Annotated in this window: 13 protein-coding genes; 7 read left to right on the top strand and 6 right to left on the bottom strand. The window is 56.8% G+C overall.

Annotated features, from left to right (window positions below):
* Positions 1-133: 133 nt before the first annotated feature.
* Positions 134-343 (bottom strand): hypothetical protein, encoded by a 210-nt coding sequence (locus CHB79_RS04430; protein ID WP_010483647.1) that lies wholly within the window; start codon positions 341-343, stop codon positions 134-136.
* Positions 344-796: 453 nt separating this feature from the next.
* On the opposite strand from CHB79_RS04430, the gene aroQ reads away from it, so the two are divergent.
* From aroQ to CHB79_RS04405, 5 genes are all read left to right on the top strand, one after another.
* Positions 797-1237 carry a type II 3-dehydroquinate dehydratase gene (gene aroQ, locus CHB79_RS04425; RefSeq protein WP_010483645.1) on the top strand — a complete coding sequence of 147 codons (441 nt, stop codon included), beginning with the start codon at positions 797-799 and terminating at the stop codon, positions 1235-1237.
* A gap of 5 nt (positions 1238-1242) precedes the next feature.
* Positions 1243-2100 (top strand): shikimate dehydrogenase, encoded by an 858-nt coding sequence (locus tag CHB79_RS04420; protein ID WP_089359007.1) that lies wholly within the window; start codon positions 1243-1245, stop codon positions 2098-2100.
* Between the two features lie 74 nt (positions 2101-2174).
* The gene (locus CHB79_RS04415; protein WP_010483641.1) at positions 2175-2702 is read left to right on the top strand and encodes a TRAP transporter small permease; all 528 of its coding nucleotides are present in this window, start codon (positions 2175-2177) and stop codon (positions 2700-2702) included.
* Positions 2699-3979, top strand: coding sequence for a TRAP transporter large permease subunit (locus CHB79_RS04410; protein WP_089359006.1), 1281 nt, complete (start codon positions 2699-2701; stop codon positions 3977-3979). Before CHB79_RS04415 ends, CHB79_RS04410 begins: the two co-directional genes overlap by 4 nt.
* A gap of 57 nt (positions 3980-4036) precedes the next feature.
* A complete protein-coding gene (locus CHB79_RS04405; RefSeq protein ID WP_010483636.1) occupies positions 4037-5053 on the top strand; it encodes a TRAP transporter substrate-binding protein in 1017 nt (338 codons plus the stop codon).
* 63 nt (positions 5054-5116) lie between these two features.
* Here the strand turns inward: CHB79_RS04405 and CHB79_RS04400 are convergent, their stop codons facing one another.
* On the bottom strand, positions 5117-5785 hold the full coding sequence (locus tag CHB79_RS04400; RefSeq protein WP_089359005.1) for a TetR/AcrR family transcriptional regulator: 669 nt from the start codon (positions 5783-5785) through the stop codon (positions 5117-5119).
* Positions 5786-5887: 102 nt separating this feature from the next.
* Positions 5888-7813, bottom strand: coding sequence for a 3-dehydroshikimate dehydratase QuiC (gene quiC, locus CHB79_RS04395; protein WP_089359004.1), 1926 nt, complete (start codon positions 7811-7813; stop codon positions 5888-5890).
* A 754-nt stretch (positions 7814-8567) separates the two neighbouring features.
* On the opposite strand from quiC, the gene CHB79_RS04390 reads away from it, so the two are divergent.
* Positions 8568-9791, top strand: a complete 1224-nt coding sequence (locus tag CHB79_RS04390) for an OprD family porin (RefSeq protein WP_425439576.1) — start codon at positions 8568-8570, stop codon at positions 9789-9791.
* Positions 9792-10155: 364 nt separating this feature from the next.
* Positions 10156-10989 (top strand): aldo/keto reductase, encoded by an 834-nt coding sequence (locus tag CHB79_RS04385; protein ID WP_089359002.1) that lies wholly within the window; start codon positions 10156-10158, stop codon positions 10987-10989.
* 70 nt (positions 10990-11059) lie between these two features.
* On the opposite strand, the gene pcaC is transcribed toward CHB79_RS04385, so the two are convergent.
* From pcaC to CHB79_RS04370, 3 genes are read right to left on the bottom strand one after another with little or no spacing between them, the layout of a single operon-like run.
* Complete coding sequence (gene pcaC, locus CHB79_RS04380; RefSeq protein ID WP_089359001.1) at positions 11060-11455, bottom strand: 4-carboxymuconolactone decarboxylase; 396 nt, start codon at positions 11453-11455, stop codon at positions 11060-11062.
* Positions 11456-11469: 14 nt separating this feature from the next.
* A complete protein-coding gene (gene pcaD / locus CHB79_RS04375; RefSeq protein WP_089359000.1) occupies positions 11470-12258 on the bottom strand; it encodes a 3-oxoadipate enol-lactonase in 789 nt (262 codons plus the stop codon).
* Positions 12259-12267: 9 nt separating this feature from the next.
* Complete coding sequence (locus tag CHB79_RS04370) at positions 12268-13629, bottom strand: 3-carboxy-cis,cis-muconate cycloisomerase (RefSeq protein WP_089358999.1); 1362 nt, start codon at positions 13627-13629, stop codon at positions 12268-12270.
* Positions 13630-13657 lie beyond the last annotated feature (28 nt).

The raw sequence follows: 13657 nt of genomic DNA, 5'->3' as shown, positions 1-13657 counted from the left end.
GGCAGACTACGCAGCGCAAATAAATCGCCATGCCGGTTATTGCGGACAAAGAAAACCCGCCACAAGGGCGGGTAAAGGGAGGAGCAACACAAGGAGTAAAGCGAAACGGTAAAACTATGGCTGGACTCAATAATCAGGCAGCAAATGACTGGAGACCCTTATGACGCATGAGCAGCTCGAATTCCCATACCGACTGGTTGGCAATGGCAGCATCAAGGGATGTGAAAGGTCCTGACTTTTGCACGCCATCAACTACGACATACCAACAGGCTATGGATCCTGCGGCCCGTAACGCCGCCGGTACTGCACTGCCTACTACTGACATGATGTTGATGTGTGACATGGTCGCCTCCAGAACTTTGCTTGGGACAAACGATATGCCAGAGGCCCCCGGAGGAGAAATCAGTCGAATTGATAGTCGTTATCTATAGAAAGCATGCCCCTGTTTGTAACATTCAAATCAACGAGCAAGCCGCTGCCAGACCGGCCTTCAAACCCGTGCCTTGATCAGACATTGACTGCCGGTTTAGGCGAAAAACGATCACAACGAACAAATTTGATCGATAAACGAACGCTTTACAACAAAGCACACAATGCCAAACCCAGCTTGGATAAAGCCACTAAACCCTTAATAAACAGCTAGTTATCCAATAAAAACCATAGCAATGCCTGGTTTGGATGCTGGCACCTTAGCCAATAAGCTAGTTGACCAAACTAACCAGTTGGTACATTTTCTTCCCAAGCGTTCCGGGCATTGCACCCAGAACCACAAAAATAAAACCGGAGTACCTTTTTAATGCCTCGCACCCTCTTGGTTCTTAACGGGCCAAACCTAAACATGCTCGGCACACGCGAGCCTGCAACCTACGGCCACGAAACCCTGGCCGATATCGCCGAACTCTGCCGCCACAGCGCCGAACAGCATGGGTTTGAGTGTCAGTTCCTGCAGACCAACCACGAAGGCGAGTTGATCAACTGGATACACGAGGCACGTGGCCGCTGTGCAGGGATTGTCATAAACCCTGCGGCCTGGACCCACACCTCGGTGGCCATTCGCGATGCGCTGGTCGCCAGCGAAGTGCCGGTAATCGAAGTACACCTGTCCAACGTGCACAAGCGCGAAGCTTTTCGTCATCATTCATTCGTTTCAGCAATAGCGGTTGGGGTGATTTGCGGCCTCGGCAGCAACGGCTATCGCCTGGCGATCGAACACTTCGCTCATCTTCTGCAGGACTAACTTCTATGCCGTCCCCAAGTACCGCCAGCATCCTGGCCGGCCTCATTGGCGCAGGAATCCAGGCCTCGCGCACCCCCGCCCTGCACGAACATGAAGCCGACGCCCAAGGCGTACGTTGCCTGTATCGGTTGATTGACCTGGATGCCTTGCAACTGGATTTGAACGCCCTGCCTGAACTCATCAGCGCGGCGCAGCACACCGGCTTCACCGGACTCAACATCACCTTCCCCTGCAAGCAGGCAGTGATCCCGCTGCTTGACGAACTCTCACCCGAGGCCCGTGGTATTGGCGCAGTCAACACTGTTGTCTTTGCCAATGGCAAGCGGATCGGCCACAACACCGACTGCCTTGGCTTTGCTGAAGGTTTCCGCCGTGGCCTGGCCGACGTTGCTCGTGAGCAGGTCGTGCAGATGGGGGCCGGTGGCGCTGGTGCGGCAGTCGCGCACGCATTGCTCAGCGAAGGCGTGCGACAACTGATTATTTTTGATGTCGACGCCAGCCGGGCACAAAACCTTGTCGATAACCTGAACCAGAACTTTCCCGGCGACCGTGCCCAGCTTGGTGTAGACCTTGCCGATGCAATGCAGAACGCCAACGGACTGGTCAATACGACGCCAATGGGCATGGTCAAGCTGCCCGGCATGCCGGTGCCAAAAGCATTGTTGCGTGCTGACCTGTGGGTTGCCGAGATTGTCTACTTCCCACTCGAAACCGAGCTGCTGCGTGAAGCCCGAGCGCTGGGTTGCCGCACGTTGGACGGCAGCACCATGGCGGTATTCCAGGCGGTCAAGGCGTTTGAGCTGTTCAGTGGTTTACAAGCAGATGCACAGCGCATGCAGCAACATTTCCACGGCATGGGCTGAGTGATCGGCGCTGAGGCTTAACAATAAGAATGGCACCGGGTGCGCTGCACACTGGCTAGCCTTGTGAGGTCGAAATGACAAAAATCGTCAACCTGTACTTTAGCCTGCTCAAACTGATCATCGTCCTGTGCATGGGTGTAATGGTGGTCATGGTCTTTGGCAACGTGGTCATGCGCTACGCCTTCAACTCCGGCATTACTGTTTCAGAAGAGCTCTCACGCTGGCTGTTCGTGCTGATGGTGTTCCTTGGTGCGCTGGTTGCCTTGCGCGAGCGCAGTCACCTGGGCCTGGACCTGATCATCAAGAAAATGCCAGCGGCAGGACGCAACCTGTTCCTGGCCCTTGGCCACCTGATGATGCTCTTGATTGCCTGGCTGATACTCAGCGGTAGCTGGCAGCAGGCAAAGATCAACCTTGATGTCGCCGCGCCCGCCTCTGGCCTGTCGATGGCCTGGTTCTATGGCATTGGCGTGGTGTTCGGAGCGAGCGCGATACCAATCATCACCTACGACCTGATACTGGCACTGCGCGGACGCCTGCCCCAAGGCAAGTCCGAAATCGAATCAACACAGTTACCTGACAACGAGGGGATCAAGTCATGACCCTGGCCCTGTTTCTCGGCACCCTGCTTGGCACCATGGCGCTGGGCATTCCGATCGCCTTTGCCCTGCTGATGGTGAGCGTTGCGCTGATGTGGCAGCTGGATTTGTTCGATGCCCAGATCATCGCGCAGAACCTGCTTAATGGCGCCGATAGCTTCCCTTTGCTGGCTGTGCCATTTTTCATGCTGGCTGGCGAGATCATGAACGCTGGCGGCCTGTCCAAACGCATCGTCAACATTGCCATGGCCTTGGTTGGCCACAAGCGTGGCGGCCTCGGCTATGTAGCCATTATCGCTTCATGTCTGCTGGCTTCGCTGTCCGGCTCTGCGGTTGCCGACGCTGCGGCCCTGGCGGCGCTGTTGGTGCCGATGATGGTACAGGCCGGGCATAATCGCGAGCGCGCTGCCGGGCTCATTGCCTCTGGCGGCATCATTGCCCCGATCATTCCACCAAGTATCGGCTTTATCGTCTTTGGTGTTGCTTCCGGCGTGTCGATCTCCAAGCTGTTTCTCGCAGGCATAGTGCCAGGCATCATGCTCGGCGGCGCGCTGGCAATTGCCTGGTGGTTTGTTTCACGCAGTGAAAACGTTGAAGTTCCCGCCAAGCGCAGCCGCCAAGAGGTCATCAAGACCTTGCTTGACGGCAGTTGGGCCATGGGTCTGCCGATCATCATTATTGTCGGCCTCAAATTCGGTATCTTCACCCCGACCGAGGCGGCCGTGGTTGCGGCAGTCTATGCCTTGTTCGTGTCACTGGTGATCTACCGCGAACTGAAGATAAGCCAGCTGTTTGAAGTCGTGCTGTCTGCTGCCAAGACCACCTCGGTGGTGATGCTGCTGGTCGCGGCGGCCATGGTTTCGTCATGGCTGGTGACTATCGCCGACCTGCCTGGCCAACTGACCGACTTGCTCGAACCATTCCTTGAGTCGCCAACGCTGTTGCTGCTGATGGTCATGCTGCTGATCATCCTGGTCGGCATGGTCATGGACATGACGCCCTCGATCCTGATTCTGACGCCGGTATTAATGCCAGTGATGAAACAAGCGGGCATCGACCCGGTTTACTTTGGCGTACTGTTTTTGGTCAACACCTCCATTGGACTCATCACTCCGCCAGTGGGCACTGTGCTCAACGTGGTATGTGGCGTATCCAAGCTGCGTATTGATGAAATTACCCGAGGCGTCTGGCCGTTCCTGCTGGCACAGGTGATCGTCCTGATACTTCTTGTCCTGTTCCCCCAACTGGTTCTGGGTCCGTTGAAGTTTTTCACCGGTTGAACCTGTGATCCACCGCAAGCCCCGTAACTCAAACAATAACGATGGAGTGCCTTACTCATGAACAACTGGCTTAAACCACTGCTGACCTCCGCCTGCCTCGCAGGCTTACTGCTCAACAGCCTGTCTGCCCATGCAGAAATTGGCGAGCACACACTGCGTTTTGCTTTCCAGAACGTTAAAGAGCACCCGCAGGGCCAAGGCGCACAGAAGTTTGCCGACCTGGTCAAGGAGAAAAGCGGTGGCAAGATGAAGGTCCGCCTGTTTGCCGGCGGCGTGCTCGGTGGCGACCTGCAAACCGTTTCCGCACTGCAAGGTGCAACCCTGGACCTGACCGTGCTCAACTCCGGAATTCTTGCAGCCCAGGTGCCGGAGTTTGCCCTGCTCGACTTCCCGTTCCTGTTCAACAATACCGCCGAGGCCCAAGCCGTGATTGATGGCCCGGTTGGCCAGGAACTGTCCAAGCGTTTGGAAGGCAAAGGCCTTAAAACCCTGGGCTACTGGGACCTTGGTTTCCGCAACCTGACCAACAGCAAGCACCCAGTAGCCAAATGGGAAGATATGGCTGGCTTGAAGATTCGTGTAATCCAGTCACCCATCTACCTGGAAACCTTCAAGGCCCTGGGTGCAAACCCAGTGCCAATGCCATTCCCCGAGGTGTACACCGGCCTTGAGCAACGCACTGTAGACGGCCAGGAAAACCCGTTCACCGTGATCAAGGGCAACAAGTTCAACGAAGTGCAGAAATACCTCTCGGTAACTCAGCACATCTACAACCCACAGTCGTTCATCATTGGCGAAAAGAGCTGGGCCAAGCTCAACCCCGAGGAACAGGCCGTCATTGTGGATGCAGCCAAGGAAGCAACTGCCTACCAGCGCAAGATTACCGCGGCAGCCCAGGATGCAGCCTATGCAGAACTGTCGAAAGACATGCAGGCCAACGCTGTGACCCCGGCTGAGATGGATCGCTTCCGCGAGAAGGTCAAGCCTGTTATCGAGCAGTTCTCCAAAGACATGGACCCGGCTCTGGTCAAGGCCATGTACGACTCAGTCGAGAAGACCCGCGCAGCGCACTAAACCGGCGCTTTGCCACCCACAAAAAAACGGCCAGCTGGCCGTTTTTTTGTGGGTGGCAATTGATCAGCGCTGAAGAAAGCCCAGGACCGACTCACAGATCATGCGCTTTTGCCGCTGCTTGACTTCATCATCTTGCAAGTCGATCTGGAAGATTGAGCTGAAGGTGTGGCGGTTTGAAACCCTATAAAAGCTGAATGAGCTGATCAACATATGCACATCAACCGGATCAAGGCCCCGGCGGAACAGCCCGGCTTCGGCGCCACGATCCAGGATTTCGCCCAGCGACTTGAGCACATGGCTGCTCATGGTGCGAATGGTTTCCGACTGGCCGACGTACTGGCCAAAGTTGATGTTTTCGATACTGACGATGCGCACGAAGTCGACATTGCGGTCATGGTGATCGAAGGTGAACTCGACCAAGCGGCGTATCGCCTCGACGGGCCCCAACTTGCCTAGGTGCAAGCTCTGCTCAGTAGAACGAATGTCGCCGTAAAGTTTTTCCAAAGTAGCCTGGTAGAGCTGCTCCTTGCTGCCGAAATAGTAATAGATCATGCGTTTCGAGGTATGCGTGCGCTCGGCAATGGCATCTACGCGCGCCCCGGATAGACCAAACTGGACAAACTCGGTGATTGCAGCCTGGAGGATATTTTCGCGGGTTTTCTCGGGATTGTTCTTGCGGCTTTTGCGTGGCGCGCTCACTGCGCCCTCGGCAAGCCCTGTTGTTGTTGTCATAGTTAACCGATCGCTTGAATTCGTTGATGATGATTATGGTCGTGTCCGTGCAACGAAGAAAGCCCGGCACTGTTAGGTGCCGGGCCGGTATCCGATCAACGACTACAAGCGCTTTTTCCCACCTGCCCCGCTTCGGGCCTTGGCCATGGCTGCGAGCCGCACCGCAACGTTGGCGGCGCCATAACCGATATAGCCGTTTTTACGCTGCAATAGCTCGAAGAAAAACCGGTCTTCAAAAGGCTCGGTATACACATGGAACAGTTCGCCACCCTGGGCATCACGGTCGTAAAGCACATTGTAATAGGCCAACTCGCTTAAGAACTCGTCATCAAAATCGAAACGAGCGGCCAGGTCATCGTAGTAATTGAGGGGAATATCCAACAAGGGCACGCCAGCATCCTTGGCGCGATTGATCTCGGTGAACAAGTCATCACAGGAAAACGCAATGTGATGCACCCCCGAGCCACGATAGCTCGACAGGGCATGAGAAATCGCAGTATTGCGGTTCTCGGAAATGTTCAACGGCAAGCGGACACTGCCATTGCGGCTGCGCAAGGCACGACTTTTGACCAGGCCATAGGGGTCGGGCAGCACCACTTCGTCATCCGCTTCAAAGTCAAAGACGCTCTTGTAGAACAGCACCCAAGTGTCGAGATTATCTGCAGGTAAAGCCAAGGCCATGTGGTCGATGCGCTGCAAGTTGCCCTTTGGCTCGGCCTGTGGATCGACGATAAAGTCACTGTCATAGATAGTTGCGCCCTCAGGCGACTTGTCGAGCAGATATACCAGGCTGCCATCTGGTGCTCGCACCGCTGGAATTTCACGCTCGTTTGGACCGACCAGGCCACGATAAGGCTGGGCCTTGAACTGCCGGGCGCGCTCCAGTGAGTCGCTGGCATTACGCACCCTCAGGGCGGTCGCGCACAGCGATGGCCCGTGGGCCTCGAAAAAGCCATGGGCAAAGGAGTAAGGCTCGGCATTGAGCACGATATTGATATCGCCCTGGCGCATCAGGCTGACATCCTTGGAGCGGTGCTGGCCGGCATGGACAAAGCCAAGGCGTTCCAGCCAATTGCCCAGCCTGCTGCCTAGATCGCTGTCGACCGCAAATTCAAGAAATTCAACACCGTCGTATTGGCTGGCAGCCGGAGGATCGAACAACAGTCCAAGATCCGGCTGTGCGACCTCGACCTGTTCGCGAGCCTGTTTTTCAAGCAAATCGCGGGTCTTCTCTTCCAGATACAGCAATGAACGCAAGCCATCGGCGGCGTTTGCCCGTGGAGGCGCCGCACGGAAGCCATCGTTGAATATTTCCAGGGATAACGGGCCGTTGTAACCCGTGCGCAGAATCGGAGCAAGGAAACCTGCCAGGTCGAACTCCCCCTGCCCCGGGAAGCAGCGGAAATGCCGACTCCACTCCAGCACATCCATGGCCAGGATAGGTGCATCGGCCATCTGCACGAAGAAAATCTTGTCACCGGGAATATTGGCAATGGCTGCAGGATCGCCCTTGAGCGACAGGGTGTGGAAACTGTCGAGCAAGACACCCAGCGCCGGGTGGTTGGCCTGACGCACGATATCCCAGACTTGCTGGTAGCTATTGACGTGGCGTCCCCAGGCCAAGGCTTCATAGCCGATGCGCAGGTCACGGGCACCGGCACGCTCGGCCAGCAGGCTCAGGTCATCAATCAGGATCTGCTCATCACCCAATGAATCAGCAGCGACATTGCTGCACACCAACACCAGATCGGTGCCCAGTTCCTGCATCAGGTCAAACTTGCGTTCAGCTCGATCAAGGTTGCGCTGCAAGCGTTCACGACGGCAGCCCTCGAAGTCCCTAAATGGCTGGAACAAGGTGATGGCGATACCCAGATCGGCGCACATCTTGCGCACCTCACGCGGGCTGCCCGCATAGTAGAGCAAGTCGTTTTCGAAAATCTCCACACCGTCAAAACCGGCTGCGGCAATGGCTTCAAGCTTTTCTGGCAGAGTACCGCTCAAGGACACGGTGGCAATCGAACGCTGCATGCACAAACTCCTGTTTTTATTAGCACTGCCGGACCTGGCGCGGCACCTATTGAAGTACCTGACCTCAGACAGTCAATGGCGCTATCGAGCAGAATCGGATCAGGGTACATGGAGTATTCGAGCTTGCGCCCAATACCGCAAACACTTTGTACTAAATGGTTACCTTTATGTTCGATTATCGAACAAACACATGCACTACTCTTTCAGCCACGTTTCTAGATACTGGCCAAATAGCCATATACGGCAAGAAAACCGCGAATTAACAGGCATAAATGACTGAGCGCAAACAAAATTATGCACTGAATAGTTAATTAGCCGTTCGTTTATCGAACGAAACAGCTTAAAACGAATTGCGCAACCGGCAATGAACTTCCACTATCAAGGCCTGAATGAAGTGCGCTGCCCCACGACAGACGCCTTTATCGATGTGCCAATAAATACAAATAAAGGTTCATTGCCATGTTCACACTCCCTCGCAGTCCCATGTTTGTGCGCAGCATTGCCAAAGGGCGCAACACGCTTTGCGCCGATACCCGACTTGCCACCGACCAGGCCACGCAGGGCGCATGCCCCTGACGCGCCGGTATAGCGTTGCGACTGCTGTCAAGTCGCTCGCGCACGCCATTTAAATCCAGCAAAGCATCCCGCCTTGAGCCGTTCACCCGGCGAAATGGCATGACTGCGCTCGTCTATCCCATGAGCCCATGTATGCGCACCTAAAACAATAAACAAGGAAATAAACATGACCCTACGAATGCTGCCCGCCACCCTGGCAATTGCCGTATCCAGTGCCAGCCTGCCACTGCTTTCCCATGCGGCGGGTTTCGTCGAAGATGCCAAGGTCTCCACCAACTTGCGTAACTTCTATATCAACCGCAACTTCGTCGACTCCAACGCGCCGCAAAACTACGCCGAGGAATGGACCCAGGCCTTTATTCTCAATGCCCAGTCTGGGTTCACCGAAGGCACCGTCGGTTTCGGTCTCGACACCTTGGGCATGCTCGCGATCAAGCTGGACAGTGGTGGCGGCACCGCAGGCACCGCCCTGCTCCCGGTTCATCCGGACGGTCCATCGGATGATTTCGGACGCCTTGCAGTTGCCGCCAAGGCAAAGATTTCCAACACCGAACTGAAGGTGGGTGAATGGATGCCGGTGCTGCCAATCCTGCGCTCCGACGATGGCCGCTCATTGCCGCAAACCTTTGAAGGGGCGCAGCTGACATCGAGGGAAATCGATGGCTTGAGCCTGTACGGTGGCCAGTTCCGCCAGAACAGCCCCCGTGACAGTGCCAGCATGGATGACATGAGCTACGGCGGCGCGTTCTCTGACCGCTTCAACTTTGCCGGCGGCGAATACGCATTCAATGACAAACGCACCCAGCTGGGCGTTTGGTACGCCGAGCTGGAAGACGTCTACCAACAGCAATACTTCAACCTGCAACACAGCCAGCCAGTGGGCGACTGGGTGCTTGGCGCCAACATCGGCTACTTCATCGGCAAGGAAGAGGGCAGTGCGCTGGCCGGCGACCTGGATAACAAAACCATCTCCGCTTTGTTCTCCGCCAAGTACGCCAGCAACACCTTCTATATCGGCCTGCAAAAGCTTACGGGAGACAACAACTGGATGCGCGTCAATGGCACCAGCGGCGGCACCCTGGCCAACGACAGTTTCAACAACAGCTACGACAACGCCCAGGAACGTTCCTGGCAAGTACGCCATGACTTCAACTTCGCCGGGCTGGGCATACCGGGCCTGACCCTGATGAATCGCTACATCAGCGGTGACAATGTGCACACCGCGACCACCAGCGACGGCAAGGAATGGGGACGCGAAACCGAGTTGGCCTACACCATCCAAAGCGGCGCCCTCAAGTCGCTGAACATGAAGTGGCGAAACTCGACCCTGCGCCAGGACTTCGCCATGCGCGATATGGATGAGAACCGAATCATCATCAACTACCCCCTGGATATCCTCTAAGGAGCCGCTGAAAACGACTGGGTTCGATAGTACTGCGTGAAAAACGGCTCACAGCCTTCAGGCTGAACGCAGTTAAGTGCAGCTCCGCAGGGCCAGCCCTTGCGCGGGTTGCGTCTTGTACTCTTGTCGCTCGCTGCCTTTTCAGAAGGTTCCGAGCCCGGGCCGTGCATTGGTAACGGCCCGGTATTTTCAAAGCGCCACCCTGCTTGCTCCAGTGACTTTCAGCCCAGCTTCGTGCTGGGCTTTTTTATCGGTACTCGGATGTCCGTTTATCGACCGCTGATTGCCTGAACGGCCTGGCCATTTTGCCGGCGCCATCGGCAACAGTTGTAAGATCAACAGCCGTTCGACTTGGAGAATAGATATGCAGTCAATCATCACTCGTCAACAGTTGCAGCTGCCCAAACTTGGCCTGGGTACATGGCCGATGCTCGATGAAGAATGCAGCCGCGCCGTCGAGCAGGCGATCGAACTGGGCTACCGGCATATTGATACCGCCACCGGCTACAACAACGAAGCAGCAGTCGGCGCGGCACTGGCTCGCTCAAGCACGCCGCGCGAGCAGATTCATGTGACCACCAAGGTCTGGTGGGACAAGCTGCAACCGCAGGCCATGCGCCAATCACTCGACAACAGCTTGAAAGCCCTGCAAAGCGATTATGTTGACCTGTTCCTGATTCACTGGCCCGGCAAAGGCGGCAAGGACTGGAGCCTGGAACAGAGCATCCAAACCCTGGTCGAGCTTCAGCAAAGCGGCAAAGCCAAGCATATCGGCGTGGCCAACTTCACCCTGCCCATGCTGCGCCGTGCGATGGATGAATTGGGCGCCCCACTGGCCGCACTACAAGTTGAATACCATCTGATGCTCGACCAGCAACCCTTGCTGGATTTTGTTCGTCAGCACGGCATGGCACTGACCGCCTACACGCCACTGGCCCGTGGCAAGGCTGCAGAGGCTGCGCAGGTACAACAGGTTGCGAACAAACATGCCGTGCCACCGAGCCAGGTTGCCCTGCAATGGCTATTGGCCCAAGACAGCGTGGCCGCGATTCCCAAGGCCAGTGGCAAGGCCAATCAGCTCAGCAACCTACAAGCCCTGGATCTGCGCCTGGACGCCGACGACCTGGCCCTACTCGCACAACTGCCGAAGAACCTGCGCGTGGTCAACCCAGACTTTGCACCGCAATGGGATGACTGAACCAATACCCACGAAACAACAAAGCCAGCGATGAGTGCTGGCTTTGTTGTTACGGCGGCGGGTTGTAGCCTTAGTCTTTTAGCGACTCGACACCCATCTCGTCCCACACCTCCTCCGCCAGGTGGAAGGTGGCGTTAGCCGCGGGAATGCCGCAATAGATCGCGCTCTGCATCAGCACTTCCTTGATCTCGTCACGGGTCACTCCGTTGTTTTTCGCAGCCTTGAGATGCAATTTCAACTCACCTTCGCGGTTCATGCCGATCAGCATGGCAATGGTGATCAGGCTGCGGGTGTGTCGCGGCAGACCGGGACGGGTCCAGATATCACCCCAGGCATGACGGGTGATCATCTCCTGGAACTCTTCATTGAACGGCGTCATCTTCTCCAGGCTGCGATCAACATGCGCATCGCCCAATACCGAGCGACGCACTTGCATGCCTACTTCGTAGCGTTGTTTTTCGTCCATCGTCATCACTCCGATCAAGCCAGCAAGAAATCCAGCACGCGCTGACTGAACAAGTCACCTGCCTCGACATTCGACAGGTGCGCGGCATGGAATTCAACCTGTTGCGCCCCTGCAATCCTGGACGCCATGAATTGCCCGTCAGTTACTGTTGTCACTGCATCATGGATGCCACACACCACCAGGAACGGCAATGTGATTGTCGCAATCTGCTCACGAAAATCCGCATCACGAACCGCTGCGCAGTTAGCCGCATAGCCTTGAGGTGAAGTTTGCGCAAGCATGCCGACAATGGGCTCGACCTTGGCCGGCTCGGCCTCGGCAAACTCAGGCGTAAACCAGCGCGCAATCGATGCATCACGCAGGGCAACCATTGCCGCCGTGCCATCACGCAGCACGGTTTCGATGCGCGGATTCCACACATCAGGGTTACCGATCTTCGCAGCGGTGTTGCACACCACAACCTTATGCAGGCGTTGCGGCGCGTTGATCGCCAGCCACTGGCCAATCAGGCCGCCCATCGACAGGCCGCAGAAATAGGCCTTGCCAATGTCCAGCGCATCCAGCAGGGCCAGCACATCACGACCATTTTGCTCGATGCTGTAAGGCCCTTCGGTGACCAGGGATTGACCATGGCCGCGGGTGTCATAGCGCAGCACGCGAAAGTGCTCGGTAAATGCGGGCATCTGCGCATCCCACATATGCAGGTCGGTACCCAATGAGTTGGACAGCACCAGAACCGGCGCGTCCTCAGGCCCTTGCAGCAGGTAATTCAATTGGCCATCAGCCAGTTGCACAGCAGACATCAGGGACTCCTATTGGCAAAGATTGTGGTGTTCAGCCAATGCGCGTTCTACCCAGCGCCTTGCCTGACCAAGATAAAAGGCCGGATCCAGCAAGCGATCAAGCTCAGCTGATGACAGTTGAGCAGTCACTTGCTCGTTTGCCCCAAGCACTGCACGCAAATGCGTGCCTTGCGCCACCGCTTCGCGGCAACAGTGCTCGAGTAGATGATGGGCCGCGTCGCGGCCGATCTTTTGAGCCAGGGCAATGCTGACCGCTTCAGCCAGAACCAGCCCTTGAGTCAGGTCGAGGTTTTTGCGCATGCGCGCAGCCTGCACCTCGAACCCTGGCACCACCAGCAAGGCTTGTTGCAAAGCTCCCGAAACCAGGCAGCAAAGCTCGGGCAGACACTCCCATTCTGCATGCCACAAGCCCAGGCTGCGCTCATGCTCCTGTGGCATGGCAGAGAACATGGTTGATACCAGACCTGGAGCACGAGTAGCAGCTGCTATCAAAACCGCAGCACTGACTGGGTTGCGTTTGTGCGGCATGGTTGATGAGCCGCCCTTGCCTGGTGCGGCTGGCTCGAACAACTCGCCCGCCTCGGTTTGCATCAACAGGCTCAGGTCGCGGCCCAGCTTGCCCAGGCTGCCGGCCAGCATGCCCAACCAGCTGGCAAACTCGACCAATCGGTCGCGCTGGGTATGCCAGGGCTGATCCGGCAAGCTCAGCTTGAGCTCATCAGCCAAGGCCTCGCTGACTGGCCAGGCCTGATCGCCCAGTGCCGCCAAGCTGCCAGAAGCGCCACCGAACTGCAGGCACAGCAAGCGCGGCTTGAGTTCGTTCAAGCGTTGGCGATGGCGGCTAATGGCGCCGAGCACACCGGCCAGTTTCATGCCCAGCGTCACAGGCGTTGCATGCTGCAGCCAGGTACGTCCGGCCATGGGCGTATCCGCATGGCGCTCGGCCTGCAGCGCCAGCCCATCAGCCAAAGCCTGCAAGTCTTGCTCAAGCAGCTCAATGGCGGCGCGCAGCTGCAGGACCAGCCCCGTGTCCATTACATCCTGGCTGGTAGCGCCCAGGTGCAGATAGCGCTCGGCCTCGGTACTTTCACTGGCAACTCGCTTGCCCAGCGCCTTGGCCAGTGGAATCGCTGAATTACCTGCTACCGTGATGGCTTGAGCCAGCGCCGGGAAATCAAAGTGCCCCGCCCTGCATGCAGCCTCGATAGGACCTACGGCGGTCGCAGGAATCAGGCCGACACGCGCCTGGGCACGGGCCAGCGCCGCCTCAAAATCAAGCATGCCCTGCACCCGCCCCTGGTCGCAAAAGATTGCGCGCATCGCTGGCTGGGTGAAATAAGCGTCGAATAGTTGGTTGCTCGGGCTGTTCAAGCCAGCGCTCCAGAAAGTGGGAATGAGT

It is taken from the genome of Pseudomonas segetis, from assembly GCF_900188155.1.
Taxonomy (GTDB): Bacteria; Pseudomonadota; Gammaproteobacteria; order Pseudomonadales; family Pseudomonadaceae; genus Aquipseudomonas; species Aquipseudomonas segetis.
The sequence above is the reverse complement of the archived record's forward strand: the minus strand, read 5'-3'. Positions and strand labels throughout refer to the sequence as shown.